Annotated in this window: 16 protein-coding genes; 9 read left to right on the forward strand and 7 right to left on the reverse strand. The window is 60.5% G+C overall.

Translation table 11 applies throughout. The features are described from left to right. Positions 1–183 precede the first annotated feature (183 nt). Complete coding sequence (locus tag QRN33_RS06010) at positions 184–900, reverse strand: SIMPL domain-containing protein (RefSeq protein WP_285407584.1); 717 nt, start codon at positions 898–900, stop codon at positions 184–186. Between the two features lie 401 nt (positions 901–1,301). Here QRN33_RS06010 and QRN33_RS06015 point away from each other — a divergent pair, with 401 nt between their 5' ends. The 4 genes from QRN33_RS06015 to QRN33_RS06030 all read left to right on the forward strand — a co-directional run bounded on the left by QRN33_RS06015 (position 1,302) and on the right by QRN33_RS06030 (position 5,877). Beyond that, a complete protein-coding gene (locus QRN33_RS06015) occupies positions 1,302–2,564 on the forward strand; it encodes an ATP-binding protein (RefSeq protein WP_042608786.1) in 1,263 nt (420 codons plus the stop codon). Further along, positions 2,557–3,117, forward strand: a complete 561-nt coding sequence (locus QRN33_RS06020) for a response regulator transcription factor (protein ID WP_065261803.1) — start codon at positions 2,557–2,559, stop codon at positions 3,115–3,117. The genes QRN33_RS06015 and QRN33_RS06020 overlap by 8 nt, the downstream gene beginning before the upstream one ends. Positions 3,118–3,213: 96 nt before the next feature. After that, positions 3,214–4,941 (forward strand): ABC transporter ATP-binding protein/permease, encoded by a 1,728-nt coding sequence (locus QRN33_RS06025; protein ID WP_285407585.1) that lies wholly within the window; start codon positions 3,214–3,216, stop codon positions 4,939–4,941. A gap of 189 nt (positions 4,942–5,130) precedes the next feature. Then, on the forward strand, positions 5,131–5,877 hold the full coding sequence (locus QRN33_RS06030; protein ID WP_110603732.1) for a FadR/GntR family transcriptional regulator: 747 nt from the start codon (positions 5,131–5,133) through the stop codon (positions 5,875–5,877). 7 nt (positions 5,878–5,884) lie between these two features. Here the strand turns inward: QRN33_RS06030 and QRN33_RS06035 are convergent, their stop codons facing one another. Both QRN33_RS06035 and QRN33_RS06040 read right to left on the reverse strand, forming a co-directional pair. Then, positions 5,885–6,247 (reverse strand): hypothetical protein, encoded by a 363-nt coding sequence (locus QRN33_RS06035; RefSeq protein WP_123418222.1) that lies wholly within the window; start codon positions 6,245–6,247, stop codon positions 5,885–5,887. A gap of 131 nt (positions 6,248–6,378) precedes the next feature. Beyond that, on the reverse strand, positions 6,379–6,759 hold the full coding sequence (locus QRN33_RS06040; RefSeq protein ID WP_285407586.1) for a hypothetical protein: 381 nt from the start codon (positions 6,757–6,759) through the stop codon (positions 6,379–6,381). Between the two features lie 298 nt (positions 6,760–7,057). Here QRN33_RS06040 and kdgD point away from each other — a divergent pair, with 298 nt between their 5' ends. The 5 genes from kdgD to QRN33_RS06065 all read left to right on the forward strand — a co-directional run bounded on the left by kdgD (position 7,058) and on the right by QRN33_RS06065 (position 13,806). Then, entirely contained in the window at positions 7,058–7,969 is a 912-nt protein-coding gene (gene kdgD, locus QRN33_RS06045) for a 5-dehydro-4-deoxyglucarate dehydratase (protein ID WP_039759443.1), read from the forward strand. Positions 7,970–8,040: 71 nt separating this feature from the next. Beyond that, entirely contained in the window at positions 8,041–9,486 is a 1,446-nt protein-coding gene (locus tag QRN33_RS06050) for an aldehyde dehydrogenase family protein (RefSeq protein WP_123418220.1), read from the forward strand. A 153-nt stretch (positions 9,487–9,639) separates the two neighbouring features. Next, positions 9,640–11,001, forward strand: coding sequence for an MFS transporter (locus QRN33_RS06055; RefSeq protein WP_051600602.1), 1,362 nt, complete (start codon positions 9,640–9,642; stop codon positions 10,999–11,001). A gap of 11 nt (positions 11,002–11,012) precedes the next feature. Continuing rightward, positions 11,013–12,566 carry a galactarate dehydratase gene (gene garD, locus QRN33_RS06060; RefSeq protein ID WP_065615781.1) on the forward strand — a complete coding sequence of 518 codons (1,554 nt, stop codon included), beginning with the start codon at positions 11,013–11,015 and terminating at the stop codon, positions 12,564–12,566. A gap of 298 nt (positions 12,567–12,864) precedes the next feature. Further along, positions 12,865–13,806 carry an AEC family transporter gene (locus QRN33_RS06065; RefSeq protein ID WP_042608778.1) on the forward strand — a complete coding sequence of 314 codons (942 nt, stop codon included), beginning with the start codon at positions 12,865–12,867 and terminating at the stop codon, positions 13,804–13,806. Between the two features lie 116 nt (positions 13,807–13,922). Here the strand turns inward: QRN33_RS06065 and QRN33_RS06070 are convergent, their stop codons facing one another. From QRN33_RS06070 to gatB, 4 genes are all read right to left on the reverse strand, one after another. Beyond that, positions 13,923–14,303: a carboxymuconolactone decarboxylase family protein gene (locus tag QRN33_RS06070; protein ID WP_285407587.1), complete on the reverse strand. Its 381-nt coding sequence runs from the start codon at positions 14,301–14,303 to the stop codon at positions 13,923–13,925. Next, on the reverse strand, positions 14,300–15,376 hold the full coding sequence (locus QRN33_RS06075; RefSeq protein WP_285407650.1) for a calcium/sodium antiporter: 1,077 nt from the start codon (positions 15,374–15,376) through the stop codon (positions 14,300–14,302). The genes QRN33_RS06070 and QRN33_RS06075 overlap by 4 nt, the downstream gene beginning before the upstream one ends. A gap of 31 nt (positions 15,377–15,407) precedes the next feature. Next, positions 15,408–15,779: a septal ring lytic transglycosylase RlpA family protein gene (locus QRN33_RS06080; RefSeq protein ID WP_042608775.1), complete on the reverse strand. Its 372-nt coding sequence runs from the start codon at positions 15,777–15,779 to the stop codon at positions 15,408–15,410. Positions 15,780–15,927: 148 nt separating this feature from the next. After that, the gene (gene gatB, locus QRN33_RS06085; RefSeq protein ID WP_016771702.1) at positions 15,928–17,373 is read right to left on the reverse strand and encodes an Asp-tRNA(Asn)/Glu-tRNA(Gln) amidotransferase subunit GatB; all 1,446 of its coding nucleotides are present in this window, start codon (positions 17,371–17,373) and stop codon (positions 15,928–15,930) included. Between the last annotated feature and the right edge of the window lie 3 nt (positions 17,374–17,376).

The following is a 17,376-nucleotide window of genomic DNA, read 5'->3' on the forward strand; positions in this document are numbered from 1 at the left end:
ATATCAACCAAAAGGGGCAGTTATCGCTTGAGGACAACCATAGAATCTCCCACATCCAAATGCGTTCAACCTGTGGGAGCGAGCCTGCTCGCGAAGGCGGTGGAACATTCACCACAAATCCCGGGCATAAAAAAACCGCCGATCATTCACCGATCGGCGGTCCTTCATTGAGCCAAGCTCAAATCACTGCATCAACACTTCAATCGCGCCATCAGCCGTCATGCTGACCTGGCTGGTGCCCGCTTCAACTTCCGGCGTCACCGGCGCCGAATCCATGGCTGCGGCTTTCATCATCATCGGTGCGCGCAGGTACGGTTGTGGGTAACCGTTGCTGTTGAGGTTCAGGTTGATGATTTTGTAGCCCTTGCCGCCCAGGGCGTCGGTGGCCAGTTGCGCGCGGTTCTTGAAGGCGGTGACGGCTTCTTTGAGCAATTGGTCTTCACTGGCCTTGCGGGTCGGGTCGGCGATGGCGAAGTCCATGCCGCCCATTTTCAGGTCGGTCAGCAGTTCGCCGGTGAGTTTGGACAGGGCGGCGAAGTCGGTGCTTTCCAGGCGCAGTTCGGCGCGTTCGCGCCAGCCGGTGATTTTCTGGCCCTTGGTGTCGTAGATCGGGTAGCTGTTGCGGCTGCCGGTGCGCAGGGTGATGTCTTTGACCTGTTTGGCCTGGGCGGTGGCCTTGTTCATGGTGGTGCTGATGGCGGCGGCGAGTTTGGCCGGGTCGGTGTTCTGCTCTTCGGTGTAGAGCGTCACGATCATCTGGTCGCGGGCGACTTCCTGGCTGACTTCGGCGCGCAGGGAAATCTGGTTGTAGTGCAGCTCATCGGCGGCCAGCGCCGGAAGGCTGGCGACGCTGCCGACGGTCAGGGCGAGGAGGGCGGCGCTGCGGCGAAATGTGTGCATGAAGGCTCCTTGAATGAGGCGCAGGTGTTGGGTCTCGGCCTGCGTGAACCATCAGACTCTAACTTCTATGATCCGGTTCGCCCAGTTACAACTTCGATACAGATCGGCCTGGTGGGGCGGCAGTGCCTTTGTGGCGAGGGAGCTTGCTCCCGCTCGGCTGCGCAGCAGTCGTAAAATCAGCAGCAGCGCTGTTTCAGAAAAATCAGGTAGCCGGGTTCGGGCCTGCTTCGCAGGCCAGCGGGAGCAAGCTCCCTCGCCACAGGTGATATGCCGCAACAAAAAATCGCCTCGTTTGAATTTACGGGCAGCGCCATGTGGTCGTTTGCCGCACTTTCGCCTCTGAACCCCGCGCCTTGGTTATACTCCGTGCGATCCGCCTGGAGCGCTCATCAGGAGAGCTCATGCTCGCCCCCGTACAACTGACTTCCGCCACTCGCCAGAACCTCTGGCGGCTGACTTTCATCCGCACCCTGGTGCTGGCCGCGCAGGCCGGGTCCGTGGGCCTGGCGTACTGGCTGCAATTGTTGCCATTGCCGTGGGTGCAGCTGGCGATGACCCTTGGCTGTTCGATTCTGCTCTGCGTGTTCACGGCTGTGCGCCTGCGTACGTCGTGGCCGGTGACCGAGCTTGAATATGCGCTGCAACTGGCCTGCGACCTGGTGATCCACAGTGCGCTGCTGTATTTCTCCGGCGGCTCGACCAACCCGTTCGTTTCCTATTATCTGGTGCCGCTGACCATCGCGGCGGTGACGTTGCCGTGGCGTTATTCGGTGATTCTGTCCGGCATCGCACTGGCGCTGTACACGGTGATGCTGACGCGTTTCTACCCGCTGGAAACCTTGCCGGTCGCCCGTGAGAATCTGCAGATCTACGGCATGTGGCTGAGCTTCGCCCTCGCCGCTGCGGTTATCACATTCTTCGCCGCGCGCATGGCTGAAGAGCTGCGCCGGCAGGAAGAGTTGCGCGCGATTCGTCGCGAAGAGGGTCTGCGCGATCAGCAGTTGCTGGCCGTTGCGACCCAGGCTGCCGGTGCGGCGCATGAGCTGGGCACCCCGCTGGCGACCATGAGCGTGTTGCTCAAGGAAATGCAACAGGATCACCCCGATGCACTGCTGCAGGACGACCTGAAAGTGCTGCAGGATCAGGTCAAGCTGTGCAAGGAAACGTTGCAGCAACTGGTCCGCGCCGCTGAGGCCAACCGGCGTCTGGCAGTAGAAATGCAGGACGTCACCGATTGGCTCGACGAAGCGCTGAACCGCTGGCACCTGATGCGCCCGGAGGCCAGTTATCGCTTCCAGCGTCTCGGCCAGGGCACGGTGCCTCGCATGGCGCCGCCGCCGGATCTGACTCAGGCGCTGCTTAATTTGCTGAACAACGCTGCTGACGCCTGCCCGGAAAATCTCCAGGTGACGCTGGATTGGGATGCGGAAACGTTGACCATCAGCATTCGCGACCACGGCGCCGGTGTGCCGCTGGCCATTGCCGAGCAGATCGGCAAACCGTTTTTTACCACCAAGGGCAAAGGTTTCGGCCTGGGCCTGTTTTTGAGCAAGGCCAGCGTGACACGCGCCGGCGGCTCAGTGAAACTCTATAGTCATGAGGAAGGCGGCACGCTCACCGAGCTGCGCCTGCCTCACGGCGCCCGAGGAGACCAACATGAGTGACGAAATCCAAGTCGAAGGCGAAGAACTGCCGCATCTGCTGCTGGTCGACGACGACGCGACCTTCACCCGCGTCATGGCCCGTGCCATGGCCCGCCGCGGCTTTCGCGTCAGCACCGCCAGTTCCGCTGAAGAAGGCCTGACCATCGCCCAGGCCGATCTGCCTGATTACGCCGCGCTGGACCTGAAAATGGACGGCGATTCAGGCCTGGTGTTGCTGCCCAAGCTACTGGAGCTGGACCCGGAAATGCGCGTGGTGATCCTCACCGGTTATTCGAGCATTGCCACCGCGGTCGAGGCGATCAAGCGCGGCGCCTGCAACTATCTGTGCAAACCCGCCGATGCCGACGACGTACTGGCCGCGCTGCTGTCCGAGCACGCCGACCTCGACAGTCTGGTGCCGGAAAACCCGATGTCGGTCGACCGTCTGCAATGGGAGCATATCCAGCGCGTGCTCACCGAGCACGAAGGCAACATCTCCGCCACGGCGCGAGCGCTGGGCATGCACCGCCGCACCCTGCAGCGCAAACTGCAGAAGCGTCCGGTGCGTCGCTGAACCTGCGCTGAACGACTATCGCCTGCCCTCGCGATAAATCGCGCCGATCATCTATGATCGGCGCGTGTCTGTTGTTTTTTCTATCGAGCCTTATCCATGAATCAGAACGCTGAATATTCCGCGGTCAACGATGCTGTGCGCGGGCAGTTTTTTCGCAAAGTCTGGGCGATGACCACGCCTTACTGGCGCAGCGAAGAGAAGGGCAAGGCCTGGACATTGCTGATTGCCGTGATCGCGCTGACGTTGTTCAGCGTATGGATCGCGGTGTGGCTGAACAGTTGGTACAAGGATTTCTACAACGCCCTGCAGAAAAAGGACGAGGCGGCGTTCTGGCAGTTGATCCTGTACTTCTGCGGTATTGCGGCTGTGGCGATTCTCGCTGCGGTTTATCGCCAATATCTGACGCAGATGCTGACCATTCGCTGGCGGGCATGGCTGACCGAAAAGCACTTCACCCGTTGGCTTGAACACAAGAATTACTATCAGCTGGAGCAGGGCGGTTACACCGATAACCCCGATCAGCGAATTTCCGAAGACCTTAATAAATTCACCGCGAACACGCTGGCGCTGGGCTTGGGCTTGATCCGTACGGTCGTCAGTCTGGTGTCGTTTTCGATCATCCTGTGGGGTGTGTCCGGGAGCATCGAGGTGTTCGGTTTCACTATTCCCGGCTATATGTTCTGGTGTGCACTGGTCTATGCGGCGGTCGGCAGTTGGCTGACGCACTTGATTGGTAGACGTCTGATCGGTTTGAACAACAACCAGCAGCGCTTTGAAGCCGACCTGCGTTTTTCGATGGTTCGGGTACGCGAAAACGCTGAAAGCATCGCGTTGTACAACGGCGAGCCGAATGAAAACCGTCGTTTGAGCAATCGCTTCGGACTGGTCTGGCATAACTTCTGGGACATCATGCGCGTGTCCAAGCGCCTGACGTTTTTCACTTCGGGCTATGGCCAGATCGCAATCATTTTTCCGTTCATCGTTGCAGCGCCGCGGTATTTCAGCGGCAAGATCGAGCTGGGTGAGCTGATGCAAATCAACTCGGCGTTCGGCAATGTGCAGGAGAACTTCAGTTGGTTCATCAGCGCTTACCAGGATCTGGCCGAGTGGCGGGCCACTTGCGATCGTCTGCTGAGTTTCCGCAATGCCATGAGCAACAACGAGGAGCGCGTGCCCGCCATCGATGTGCAGAATCAGGGCAGCGAATTGCAGGTGCACCGTCTCGGCCTGGATCTGGCCGACGGTCGTCACCTGCTGACCAACGCCGATTTGACCGTGGAGGCGGGTGAGCGAGTGATGCTCAGCGGCCGTTCCGGCAGCGGCAAGTCCACTCTGCTGCGGGCGATGGGGCATTTGTGGCCGGCGGGCCACGGCAATATTCGTCTGCCGGCGGCGCGCTACCTGTTCCTGCCACAGAAACCTTATCTGCCCATCGGTACATTGCGTGAGGCACTGAGTTATCCACAACCGGGCGACACCTACGCGCCAGAGCGTTATGCACAAGTACTGGAAACCTGCCGTCTGCCGCACCTGGTTGGACGTCTGGATGAGGCCAATCACTGGCAGCGCATGCTCTCGCCGGGCGAGCAGCAACGCCTGGCCTTCGCCCGCGCACTTCTCTATGCACCGCAGTGGCTGTACATGGACGAAGCCACTTCGGCGATGGATGAAGAGGACGAGGCGACGCTTTATCAGGCGTTGATCGATGAGATTCCGCGGTTGAGCATTGTCAGCGTCGGTCACCGAAGCAGTTTGAAACGATTCCATCCACGGCATGTGCGGATCGACAGCGGGCGTCTGGTGGAGCAACCCGTGACTGCCTGACGCCCACACAAACCCTGTAGGAGTGAGCCTGCTCGCGATAGCGTCGATAAATTCAACATGGATGTGGCTGATAGAACGCTATCGCGAGCAGGCTCACTCCTACAAAGGGTATGTGATCTGGGCGGTGATCGTACAACTCGCTTGAGCTATGATGGCCGCAAGCCGAACTTTCGAGACAAGATACAAATCATGGAAAAGCTGATCGACACCCCGCGCCTCCCCCGCAAGCGCCGCAGCCTCGCCCAGGAACTGGTGACGGTGTTGAGCGAGCAGATCCGCGATGGCCTGCTCAAGCGTGGCGACAAGTTGCCCACCGAGTCGGCGATCATGGAAGCCCATGGCGTCAGCCGCACCGTGGTGCGCGAGGCGATCTCCCGTTTGCAGGCTGCCGGTCAGGTGGAAACCCGCCATGGCATCGGCACTTTCGTTCTCGACACACCAAGCCCGAGCGGTTTCCGCATCGACCCGGCCACTGTCGTCACTCTGCGTGACGTCCTGGCGATTCTCGAATTGCGCATCAGCCTCGAAGTCGAATCCGCCGGCCTCGCCGCGCAACGTCGCAGCCCCGAGCAATTGGCAACCATGCGCGCCGCCCTCGACGCCCTGAACGAAAGCGCCTCGCATGCCAGCGATGCGGTGTCTTCGGACTTCGCTTTCCACCTGGAAATCGCCCTGTCCACCGGCAACCGCTACTTCACCGACATCATGACCCACCTGGGCACCAGTATCATTCCGCGTACGCGGCTGAACTCGGCGCGCCTGGCCCACGACGATCAACAGCATTACATGAGCCGCCTGAGCCGTGAGCACGAGGAAATCTACGACGCGATTGCCCGGCAGGATTCCGATGCGGCGCGTGCGGCGATGCGTCTGCACCTGACCAACAGCCGCGAAAGACTGCGCCAGGCCCATGAAGAGGCGCAGGCGCAGGGCTGAGGTTGGATCAGCCTTTAAGCGTGATTTCCAATGGTAATGATTGCCGGACGTTGCCTGCTCTGTCGTTGGAGTACTGCAAGCGCGCATTCATGCCAGCATTGAGCATTTTTTCAAATAGCGCTTTCGGGATTGTAAGCTCAACGGGCTTTCCGGCGGAGCTTTCAGTCAGTACTACGGAGTGTGACCACTGCTCGGCGCCGTCAGAGTCGTACACGTTCAGTGTAATTGTGTCCCCTGAGGCCGCTTCTTGAGACGCAGGTACTATTCCGTGAGCGGGGCCCACCAGGCTAGGTACGTGCAGGACGTTATTGATTGCTTCCTCCAGCACAGGTGCAGGCAGCATTTGGATAGCGAAACGTTTATCTGTCATGTTCAAAATCCTTTTAGTTGTCGAAACGAGCCGTTGGCAGCTCAAGCTGATTAACGTATGGATCGCGAAAGCCTGGCACCTGTAAGAAATACCAGTCCCGACCAACGGTCAGGCCTCAAACGCGGAAATGCTCACGCCTCAACCCGCAACCTCAACGCCTGCGAATACGGTTCCATACTCGACTCATCCCGAAATTTGTACCTCAGCTCCACCTCGCGGTTCAGATACGGTTGCAGCGCCTCTTTCGGCAGTTGCACCTCGATGTCGAACAGCTTTTCCATTTCATCCTCGGCGTCGTCCCAGGCGCCAGTGTCCACCTCATCGCCTTCCCATTCAGGCTCTTCGGCATCGCTGCCGAGGATCGCGTAAACGCTCCAGTTCGCTGCGAAATCGCTGGAATCCGGCACCTGCACGGTGAGGATGTCCGGCAGTTGCGAGAGCTGAACGGTGACGCAGTCATCCTGCGCAGGGGCGGCGTGGGGGAGGGTGGGGGCGGCAAAATGCATCGACATAACGGCTTCCTTTGAGTGGTCCGCCACGATCCTTCGTGGCAGTCGACGTACTTTACGAGCCGCTGGTCCCTCAGGAATTAAACGAATCCAGACCAGATATTTCCGCGAGCGAAGGCTTCAAGGACGGGCCTTCCAGCGATTTCAGCAAGCGCAAAAAGCGATTTTGTCGGACAAAAAAGCGCTGCCAACGATGAAATGCAGTTGACGGCTATATTTTAAGTTGTACGATGACCTACAACTTCGGCGAAGGCTGAACGGTCCACTCACAATAAAACGTTGCTACCAGGGTGTTCGAATAATGAATCCACAAGAACTGAAGTCCATCCTCTCTGCCGGCCTGCTGTCTTTCCCGGTGACCGATTTCAACGCGCAGGGCGATTTCAACCGCGCGGGCTACATCAAACGCCTGGAATGGCTGGCTCCGTATGGCGCTTCAGCTCTGTTCGCTGCCGGCGGCACCGGTGAGTTCTTCTCCCTGGCCGCCAGCGAATACTCGGAAATCATCAAGACTGCCGTCGACACCTGCGCCACCAGCGTGCCAATCCTCGCCGGCGTGGGTGGTTCGACCCGTCAGGCCATCGAATACGCTCAGGAAGCCGAACGTCTGGGCGCCAAAGGCCTGTTGCTGCTGCCGCACTACCTGACCGAAGCGAGCCAGGACGGTGTTGCCGCGCACGTTGAAGCCGTGTGCAAATCGGTGAAGATCGGCGTGGTCGTCTACAACCGCAACGTTTGCCGCCTCACCGCACCGCTGCTGGAACGTCTGGCCGAGCGCTGCCCGAACCTGATCGGTTACAAGGATGGCCTGGGCGATATCGAGTTGATGGTGTCGATCCGTCGCCGCCTCGGTGATCGTTTCAGCTACCTGGGTGGTCTGCCGACCGCCGAAGTCTACGCCGCTGCCTACAAGGCGCTGGGCGTGCCGGTGTACTCCTCGGCGGTGTTCAACTTCATCCCGAAAACCGCGATGGACTTCTACCACGCGATCGCTCGCGAAGATCACGCCACCGTCGGCAAGATCATCGACGACTTCTTCCTGCCATACCTGGACATCCGCAACCGCAAGGCCGGTTACGCCGTGAGCATCGTCAAGGCAGGTGCAAAAATCGCCGGCTATGACGCAGGCCCGGTGCGGGCACCGCTGACCGACCTGACCGGCGAAGAGTACGAAATGCTCGCTGCGCTGATCGACAAGCAAGGCGCGCAGTAAACGAGAAAAGCGAGGCCGCTGAGCAATCAGCGGCTTTTTGCGTGAAGGCTTTTAGAGTTGAGGGCTGCCCTGTGACAACTGCAAAACGCTACGACAATTACATCAACGGCGAATGGGTCGCCGGTGCCGATTACTCGGCCAACATCAATCCGTCCGAACTCAGCGACACCATCGGCGACTACGCCAAGGCTGATCTGACTCAGGTCAACGCCGCCATCGACGCCGCTCGCGCTGCGTTTCCGGCGTATTCCACTTCGGGCATTCAGGCCCGTCACGATTCGCTGGATAAAGTCGGCACTGAAATCCTCGCTCGTCGCGAAGAGCTCGGCACGCTGCTGGCCCGTGAAGAAGGCAAGACCCTGCCGGAAGCGATCGGTGAAGTGACCCGCGCCGGCAACATTTTCAAATTCTTCGCCGGTGAGTGCCTGCGTCTGTCCGGTGACTACGTGCCGTCGGTACGCCCGGGCGTCAACGTTGAAGTCACTCGCGAAGCGCTGGGCGTGGTCGGTCTGATCACCCCGTGGAACTTCCCGATCGCCATCCCGGCGTGGAAAATTGCCCCGGCCCTGGCCTACGGCAACTGCGTCGTGCTCAAGCCTGCCGATCTGGTTCCGGGCTGCGCCTGGGCGCTGGCGGAAATCATCTCCCGCGCAGGCTTCCCGGCCGGTGTGTTCAACCTGGTGATGGGCAGCGGTCGTGTGGTTGGCGATGCCTTGGTGCAGAGCCCGAAAGTCGACGGCATCAGCTTCACCGGTTCGGTAGGCGTTGGCCGGCAGATCGCGGTCAACTGCGTTTCGCGTCAGGCCAAGGTTCAGCTGGAAATGGGTGGCAAGAACCCGCAGATCATTCTCGACGACGCCGACCTCAAGCAAGCGGTCGAGCTGTCGGTGCAGAGCGCGTTCTACTCCACCGGCCAGCGTTGCACGGCGTCGAGCCGTCTGATCGTTACTGCCGGTATTCACGACAAGTTCGTCGAAGCCATGGCCGAGCGCATGAAGTCGATCAAGGTCGGTCACGCGCTGAAAGCCGGCACTGACATCGGTCCGGTGGTCTCCCAGGCGCAGCTTGAACAGGACATGAAGTACATCGACATCGGCCAGTCCGAAGGTGCACGTCTGGTCAGCGGTGGTGGTGTGGTGACCTGCGATACCGAAGGCTACTTCCTCGCACCAACGCTGTTCGCCGACAGTGAAGCGTCGATGCGTATCAGCCGCGAAGAGATCTTCGGCCCGGTCGCCAACATTGTCCGTGTGGCCGATTATGAAGCCGCGCTGGCGATGGCCAATGACACAGAATTCGGCCTGTCGGCCGGCATCGCGACCACCTCGCTGAAGTACGCCAACCACTTCAAGCGCCACTCCCAGGCCGGGATGGTGATGGTCAACCTGCCGACTGCCGGCGTGGATTACCACGTACCGTTCGGCGGGCGTAAAGGCTCGTCCTATGGCTCCCGCGAGCAAGGCCGCTATGCGCAAGAGTTCTACACCGTCGTGAAGACCAGTTACATCGGCTCCTGATACACGCAATACCCCTGTAGGAGCTGCCGAAGGCTGCGATCTTTTGATCTTTAGAAGCAAAGATCGCAGCCTTCGGCAGCTCCTACAGGGAATAAATGCAAGACCAAAGAAGCTTCACCCGCGCATAAAAATAATCAGTGGGAGTACATCTGCATGCAATCCTCCAAGCCGACTCACGTCCGCTATTTGATCCTGCTCATGCTGTTTCTGGTGACGACGATCAACTACGCCGACCGTGCCACGATCGCCATTGCCGGTTCCAGCCTGCAAAAGGATCTGGGCATTGACGCCGTTACCCTCGGCTACATCTTCTCCGCATTCGGTTGGGCTTACGTCGCCGGGCAAATTCCCGGTGGCTGGCTGCTCGATCGCTTCGGCTCGAAAAAAGTCTATGCCCTGAGCATTTTCACCTGGTCGCTGTTCACCGTGCTGCAAGGCTTCGTCGGTGAATTCGGCATGTCCACGGCAGTGGTCGCGCTGTTCATGCTGCGCTTCCTCGTGGGCCTGGCCGAAGCGCCATCGTTCCCTGGCAACGCGCGCATCGTCGCCGCGTGGTTCCCGACCGCTGAACGCGGCACCGCTTCGGCGATCTTCAACTCGGCGCAGTACTTTGCCACCGTGTTGTTCGCGCCGCTGATGGGCTGGATCGTCTACAGTTTCGGCTGGGAGCACGTGTTCATCGTCATGGGTATCCTCGGCATCGTGTTCTCGCTGGTATGGCTGAAAGTCATCTACAGCCCGCGCGAGCACCCACGCGTCAACGAGGCCGAGTTCAAGCACATCGCTGACAACGGCGGCATGGTCGACATGGATCAGAAGGGCAAGAAGTCCGACGGTCCGAAGTGGGACTACATCCGTCAGCTGCTGACCAACCGCATGATGCTCGGTGTGTATCTGGGCCAGTACTGCATCAACGGCATCACCTATTTCTTCCTGACCTGGTTCCCGGTGTATCTGGTGCAAGAGCGTGGCATGACCATTCTCAAGGCCGGTTTCATCGCTTCGTTGCCGGCGATCTGCGGCTTTATCGGCGGCGTGCTCGGCGGGGTGATTTCCGATTACCTGCTGCGCAAGGGCCACTCGCTGACCTTCGCCCGCAAGGCGCCGATCATCGCCGGTCTGCTGGTATCGAGCAGCATCGTTGCGTGCAACTATGTTGAAGTGGAATGGATGGTGGTTGGCTTCATGGCCCTGGCATTCTTCGGCAAAGGCGTTGGCGCACTGGGCTGGGCGGTGGTCTCCGACACTTCGCCGAAACAGATCGCCGGTCTGAGCGGTGGCCTGTTCAACACCTTCGGCAACATCGCTTCGATCACCACGCCGATCGTGATTGGCTACATCATCAGCTCCACCGGTTCGTTCAAATGGGCGCTGGTGTTTGTCGGCGCCAACGCACTGGTCGCGGTGTTCAGCTACCTGGTGATCGTCGGCCCGATCAAGCGTGTGGTGTTGAAAGAGCCGCCTGCGAAGGGCGGTAATGAAGCCACCGGCAATTTGTCTCAAGCGCATTCCTGAGGAGCGGCGTCATGCAGTTGATTGAACATTCCGACTCGCCGCGCTACATCCGCCTGCACGAGCGGGACAACGTTGTAGTGGTGGTCAACGATCAGGGCGTACCGGCCGGTACCGAGTTTGCCGATGGCCTGGTCACCGTGGATTTCGTGCCACAGAGCCACAAGGTCACCCTGGAAGATATTCCCGAGGGCGGCCCGGTGATTCGTTACGGGCAGATCATTGGCTACGCATTGCAGCCGATCCGTCGTGGCAGTTGGGTCAAGGAAGATCAACTGCGCATGCCGACCGCGCCGCCGCTCGACAGCCTGCCGCTGTCCACCGACGTGCCGGCCGCGCAGGCACCGCTGGAAGGCTTCACCTTCGAGGGGTATCGCAACGCCGACGGCACCGTCGGCACGCGCAACATTCTCGGGATTACCACGACCGTACAGTGCGTCACCGGCGTGCTCGATCACGCGGTCAAGCGCATCAAGGAAGAGCTGCTGCCGAAGTACCCGCACGTCGATGACGTGGTGGCGCTGACTCACAGTTATGGCTGCGGCGTGGCGATCACCGCCACCGACGCCTATATCCCGATTCGCACCGTACGCAATCTGGCGCGCAACCCGAACCTGGGCGGCGAGGCGCTGGTGATCAGTCTGGGCTGCGAGAAATTGCAGGCCGGGCAGGTGATGCACGAGGACGATGCGTCTGTGGATCTCAGCGATCCGTGGCTGTACCGCTTGCAGGACTCCAGTCACGGTTTCACCGAAATGATCGAGCAGATCATGGAACTGGCTGAAGTCCGTTTGAAGAAACTCGACCAGCGCCGCCGCGAAACCGTGCCGGCCTCCGAGCTGATTCTCGGCATGCAGTGCGGCGGCAGTGATGCCTTCTCCGGCATCACCGCCAACCCGGCGCTCGGTTATGCCTCGGACCTGCTGTTGCGCGCGGGGGCGACGGTGATGTTTTCCGAAGTCACCGAAGTGCGCGATGCGATCTACCTGCTGACCTCACGGGCGCAGACGCAGACCGTCGCCGAAGAGCTGGTGCGCGAGATGGACTGGTACGACCGTTACCTGGCCAAGGGCGAGGCTGATCGCAGCGCCAACACCACGCCGGGCAACAAGAAGGGCGGGTTGTCGAACATTGTCGAGAAGTCGCTGGGCTCGATCGTCAAGTCCGGCAGCAGCGCGATCAATGGCGTGCTCGGCCCGGGCGAGCGTTTCAAGCAGAAGGGCCTGATTTTCTGCGCAACGCCGGCCAGCGATTTTGTCTGCGGTACGCTGCAACTGGCGGCGGGGATGAACCTGCACGTGTTCACCACTGGTCGCGGCACGCCTTATGGGCTGGCCATGGCGCCGGTGGTCAAAGTGTCGACCCGCACCGAACTGGCGCAGCGCTGGCCGGACCTGATCGACATCGATGCCGGGCGCATTGCTACCGGGCGCGCGACCATCGAAGAACTCGGCTGGGAGCTGTTTCACTATTACCTGGATGTTGCCAGTGGCAAGCAACAAACCTGGGCGGAGAAACACAAGCTGCACAACGACATCACCTTGTTCAACCCGGCGCCGATTACCTGATTGTTGCAGGGAAGATCAAAAGCCCCCTCACCCCAGCCCTCTCCCGGAGGGAGAGGGGGCCGACCCGGGAATATTCGCGAAGCACACCGACCTGAAACGGCTTTACCGAATCCATAGTCGACTCGGTCTTTCAGGTCGATGTATGACGCAAGACATCTCGGTCAGTCCCCTCTCCCTCCGGGAGAGGGTTAGGGTGAGGGGCTTCTGCCTTTCAGCTTTCGGCTTTTGGATTGAGGCCATAGCGCCGCAAGTGGCTTATCATTAGCCCCCTATCGACGCTCACCCAAGGCTCTCCGGCATGCTGGCAATCTTTCTCGAAACCCTGAACATCACCGCGCCGGTGTTTGCCATGCTGTTTCTCGGTGTGCTGCTCAAGCGCATCGACTGGATCAACGACAACTTCATCCACACCGCCTCGTCGCTGGTGTTCAACGTCACGATGCCGGCGCTGCTGTTTCTCGGCATCCTCCACGCTGACCTGCACGCCGCGCTGCAACCTTCGCTCCTCATTTACTTTTCCCTGGCCACCCTGGTGAGCTTTGCCGTGGCCTGGGGCTGGGCGATTTTCAAGTGTCCGCGTGAAGATCGCGGCATTTACACCCAGGGCGCGTTTCGCGGCAACAACGGCGTGATCGGTCTGGCGCTCGCCGCGAGCATGTATGGCGATTATGGTATTTCCCTCGGGGCGATTCTCGCGGCGCTGGTGATCCTGTTCTACAACACGCTGTCGACCATTGTGCTGGCGGTGTACAGCCCGGTGATCAAGTCCGATCCGTGGAGTATCTGTAAAAGCGTGTTCAGCAACCCGCTGATCATCAGCGTGATTTCGGCGGCGCCGTTCGCCTATTTCAAGATCGGCCTGCCGGGCTGGCTGGAAACCTCCGGCCAGTATCTGGCGCAGACCACTTTGCCGCTGGCGCTGATTTGTATCGGTGGCACGCTGTCACTGGCGGCGCTGCGCAAGAGCGGCAACATGGCGCTCAGCTCCAGTCTGGTGAAGATGGTCGGTCTGCCGATACTGGCAACCCTCGGAGCGTGGTTGTGGGGCTTTCGCGGCGCGGAGTTGGGGATTCTGTTTCTCTACTTCGGTAGTCCGACGGCAGCGGCGAGTTTCGTCATGGCCCGGGCGGCGCAGGGCAATCATGAGCTGGCGGCGGCGATTATCGTGATGACCACGTTGATGGCGGCGATCACCACAAATGTCGGGATCTTCGTGTTGCAGTGGGGTGGGTGGATCTGATCTGGATTTTGCGGTGTTGCTCATGGCCCCATCGCGAGCAGGCTCACTCCTACATTTGGAATGCGTTCCCCTGTAGGAGTGAGCCTGCTCGCGATGGCTATTTCAGCCGCGCCGAATCACTCCGGCTTCTGGTAGGTCTCAATCACTTCCTGCGCCGCGCGAAACGCATCGATCGCCGCGGGCACGCCGGCATACACCGCGCAATGCAGCAACGCCTCACGAATCTCGTCCACCGTGCAACCGTTGTTCAACGCACCACGCACATGGCCTTTCAATTCTTGCGGGCACTTCAACGCTGTCAGCGCCGCGAGGGTGATCAGGCTGCGGGTTTTCAGCGACAAGCCTTCGCGATTCCACACGCCGCCCCACGCATGTTCATTGACGAAATCCTGCAAAGGCTGGGTAAATTCAGTGGCATTGCCCAGCGCGCGATCAACGAACGCATCGCCCATGACCTGACGACGGATTTCAACCCCGGACTGCTTCGACTCGCTCATGGCACATCTCTCTTGTGGTGTTGGCGACGCCAGGCGCGGATCGACGTGTACGCCAGAAACGTCAGCAGCGCCGGCAGGACATAAAACAGCATCAAGCGCTCGAGCTTGCCGGCCAGCGGCATGCCGGTGGTGAACGACACCACGTGCAGCCCGTAGACCAGATACAAACCCAGCAGCAGCAAGCCTTCAGCCCGGGTCACGCGGTAGCCGGAATAGAACACCGGCAGACACAGCGCGGCGACGCCGAGCATCACCGGCAAGTCGAAATCCAGCGCGTTGGGCGAAACCGAAAGCGGCGCCGGTGCGAGTAACGCGGTCAGTCCCAGCACCCCGAGCAGGTTGAACAGATTGGCGCCGATCACGTTGCCCACGGCAATGTCGCGCTGCCCGCGCAACGCGGCGATCAGCGAGGTTGCCAGTTCCGGCAGCGAAGTGCCGACCGCGACGACCGTCAGGCCGATGACCCGTTCCGACAGCCCAAGGTCGGTGGCCACGGCCACGGCGGCGCCGAGCAGCAATCGACCGGCGAAAACCAGCAGGGTCAGACCAGCGAGAATCATCAGCACACTGATCAGCCAGGATTGCTGCGTTTTCTGCGGCTGTGCGCCATGGGGGCGGGTCGAATGTCGCGACTGGCGGAACAGCAAGCCGAGGTACAGCGCCAGAGCGCCGAGCAAAAGAATGCCGTCGAAGCGTCCGAGATCTTTGTTCCAGGCGAGGATGAACACCAGCAGGCTGGCGCCGATCATCAGCGGGATATCCAGGCGCACCAGTTGCCGCGACACGCGCAGTGGGATGATCAGCGCCGACAGGCCGAGGGTCACCAGAATGTTGAAGATGCCGCTGCCGACCACGCTGCCGACGGCGATGTCGGGGTTGTGGGTCAGCGCCGCTTGCAGGCTGACGGTCATCTGCGGCGCGCTGCTGCCGAGGGCGACGATCGTCAGGCCGATGATCAGCGGACGTACATGCAGCCGCTCGGCCAGGCGCACGGCGGCCCGCACCATCAGCTCGGCGCCGATGATCAAGAGACACAAGCCGCTGAACAGTTCGATGACGTTGATCAGCGGCAGATCGGCTAGTGCGAAAATGGTCGGCGCTCCATCAGTCGAGGGCCTGCACGCGAACCCGCGCGGTGCCGCTGCGCAGCATGCCGATCTCGTCGGCAGCCTCGCGTGACAGATCGATCAATCGGCCACGGGTGTGCGGGCCACGGTCATTGATGCGGACCACGACCGATTCATCGTTTTTCAGATTGGTGACCTTTACCCGCGTGCCGAACGGCAACTGGCGGTGGGCGGCGGTCAGGGAGTGCTGGTTGAACGCCTCGCCGCTGGCGGTGCGTTTACCGTGGTGTCTGGCTCCGTAATAGGAGGCGACGCCGGTCTGGTCGTAACCGTGCGGGTCGATGGTGTCAGTACTGGCGCAACCGGCCAGCAGGGAGAGCAGGGCGCTGCTCAAAAACAGGCGCTTCATTCAAGGTTTCCCGGATACAAATGTGGGAGCGAGCCTGCTCGCGATAGCGGTTCGACAGTCACTTTTTCAATGTCTGACATTTCGCTATCGCGAGCAGGCTCACTCCTACAGGGGATGGAGCCAGGCTTTGGATCTGGCTCCATTGTGGTCAGCCTTCGAGCTTGCTTTTCAGCAGTTCGTTCACCTGCTGCGGATTGGCCTTGCCTTTGGAGGCTTTCATGGCCTGGCCCACGAAGAAGCCGAACATCTTGCCGCGTTTGGCTTCGTCTGCCGCGCGGTACTGTTCGACCTGTTCGGCGTTGGCTGCGAGCATTTCGTCGAGCACCGCGGAGATTGCGCCAGTGTCGGTGACCTGCTTGAGGCCGCGCTTTTCGATGATCTCGTCAGCACTGCCTTCGCCGTTGGCCATCGCTTCGAACACCACTTTGGCGATCTTGCCGGAAATGGTGTTGTCCTTGATGCGCTGGAGCATGCCGCCCAGTTGCTCGGCGGACACTGGCGAATCCTCGATGTCCAGGCCCTGCTTGTTGAGCAGGCTGCCCAACTCGACCATCACCCAGTTCGCCGCCAGTTTCGCGTCGCCACCGATGGCCGCGACTTTCTCGAAGTAATCCGCCTGCTCACGGCTGGTGGCCAGCACGTTGGCGTCGTAGGCCGACAGACCGAACTGGCTCTGGAAGCGCTCGCGCTTTTGCGGTGGCAGTTCCGGCAAGGTCGCACGCACTTCACCGAGGAACGACTCTTCGATGACCACCGGCAGCAAGTCCGGATCGGGGAAGTAACGGTAGTCGTTGGCTTCCTCTTTCGAACGCATTGGACGGGTCTCGTCCTTGTTCGGATCGTACAGGCGAGTCTGCTGAATCACTTTGCCGCCGTCTTCGATCAGTTCGATCTGGCGCTGGATTTCGGAGTTGATCGCCTTCTCGATGAAGCGGAACGAGTTGACGTTCTTGATCTCGCAGCGGGTGCCGAATTCGACCTGGCCTTTCGGGCGCACCGAGACGTTGCAGTCGCAACGCAGCGAGCCTTCGGCCATGTTGCCGTCGCAGATGCCCAGGTAACGCACCAGCGCGTGGATCGCCTTGACGTAAGCCACGGCTTCCTTGGCGCTGCGCATGTCCGGCTCGGAGACGATTTCCAGCAGCGGCGTGCCGGCACGGTTGAGGTCGATGCCGGTGGCGCCGTTGAACTCTTCGTGCAGGCTCTTGCCGGCGTCTTCTTCCAGATGCGCACGGGTGATGCCGACGCGTTTGACCGTGCCGTCTTCCAGGGCGATGTCCAGGTGGCCCTTGCCGACGATCGGCAATTCCATCTGGCTTATCTGGTAGCCCTTCGGCAGGTCCGGATAGAAGTAGTTCTTACGGGCGAACACGTTGTGCTGGCCGATCTCGGCGTCAATCGCCAGACCGAACATCACCGCCATGCGCACCGCTTCCTGGTTGAGCACCGGCAGCACGCCGGGCATGCCCAGGTCGATCAGGCTGGCCTGGGTGTTCGGCTCGGAACCGAAGGTGGTGGAACTACCGGAAAAGATTTTCGACCGGGTGGTGAGCTGAGTGTGAATCTCCAGCCCGATCACGACTTCCCATTGCATGTG

Source organism: Pseudomonas sp. FR229a, from assembly GCF_030209115.1.
Lineage (GTDB): Bacteria > Pseudomonadota > Gammaproteobacteria > Pseudomonadales > Pseudomonadaceae > Aquipseudomonas > Aquipseudomonas moraviensis_A.

Bases quoted from the DNA above. Each gene is read 5' to 3' on its own strand.
- garD (WP_065615781.1), top strand. From the start codon at position 11,013: ATGCAGTTGATTGAACATTCCGACTCGCCGCGCTACATCCGCCTGCAC.
- QRN33_RS06035 (WP_123418222.1), bottom strand. From the start codon at position 6,247: ATGACAGATAAACGTTTCGCTATCCAAATGCTGCCTGCACCTGTGCTG.
- QRN33_RS06015 (WP_042608786.1), top strand. From the start codon at position 1,302: ATGCTCGCCCCCGTACAACTGACTTCCGCCACTCGCCAGAACCTCTGG.
- QRN33_RS06040 (WP_285407586.1), bottom strand. From the start codon at position 6,759: ATGTCGATGCATTTTGCCGCCCCCACCCTCCCCCACGCCGCCCCTGCG.
- QRN33_RS06020 (WP_065261803.1), top strand. From the start codon at position 2,557: ATGAGTGACGAAATCCAAGTCGAAGGCGAAGAACTGCCGCATCTGCTG.
- QRN33_RS06065 (WP_042608778.1), top strand. From the start codon at position 12,865: ATGCTGGCAATCTTTCTCGAAACCCTGAACATCACCGCGCCGGTGTTT.
- QRN33_RS06070 (WP_285407587.1), bottom strand. From the start codon at position 14,303: ATGAGCGAGTCGAAGCAGTCCGGGGTTGAAATCCGTCGTCAGGTCATG.
- QRN33_RS06025 (WP_285407585.1), top strand. From the start codon at position 3,214: ATGAATCAGAACGCTGAATATTCCGCGGTCAACGATGCTGTGCGCGGG.
- kdgD (WP_039759443.1), top strand. From the start codon at position 7,058: ATGAATCCACAAGAACTGAAGTCCATCCTCTCTGCCGGCCTGCTGTCT.
- gatB (WP_016771702.1), bottom strand. From the start codon at position 17,373: ATGCAATGGGAAGTCGTGATCGGGCTGGAGATTCACACTCAGCTCACC.
- QRN33_RS06080 (WP_042608775.1), bottom strand. From the start codon at position 15,779: ATGAAGCGCCTGTTTTTGAGCAGCGCCCTGCTCTCCCTGCTGGCCGGT.
- QRN33_RS06030 (WP_110603732.1), top strand. From the start codon at position 5,131: ATGGAAAAGCTGATCGACACCCCGCGCCTCCCCCGCAAGCGCCGCAGC.
- QRN33_RS06010 (WP_285407584.1), bottom strand. From the start codon at position 900: ATGCACACATTTCGCCGCAGCGCCGCCCTCCTCGCCCTGACCGTCGGC.
- QRN33_RS06055 (WP_051600602.1), top strand. From the start codon at position 9,640: ATGCAATCCTCCAAGCCGACTCACGTCCGCTATTTGATCCTGCTCATG.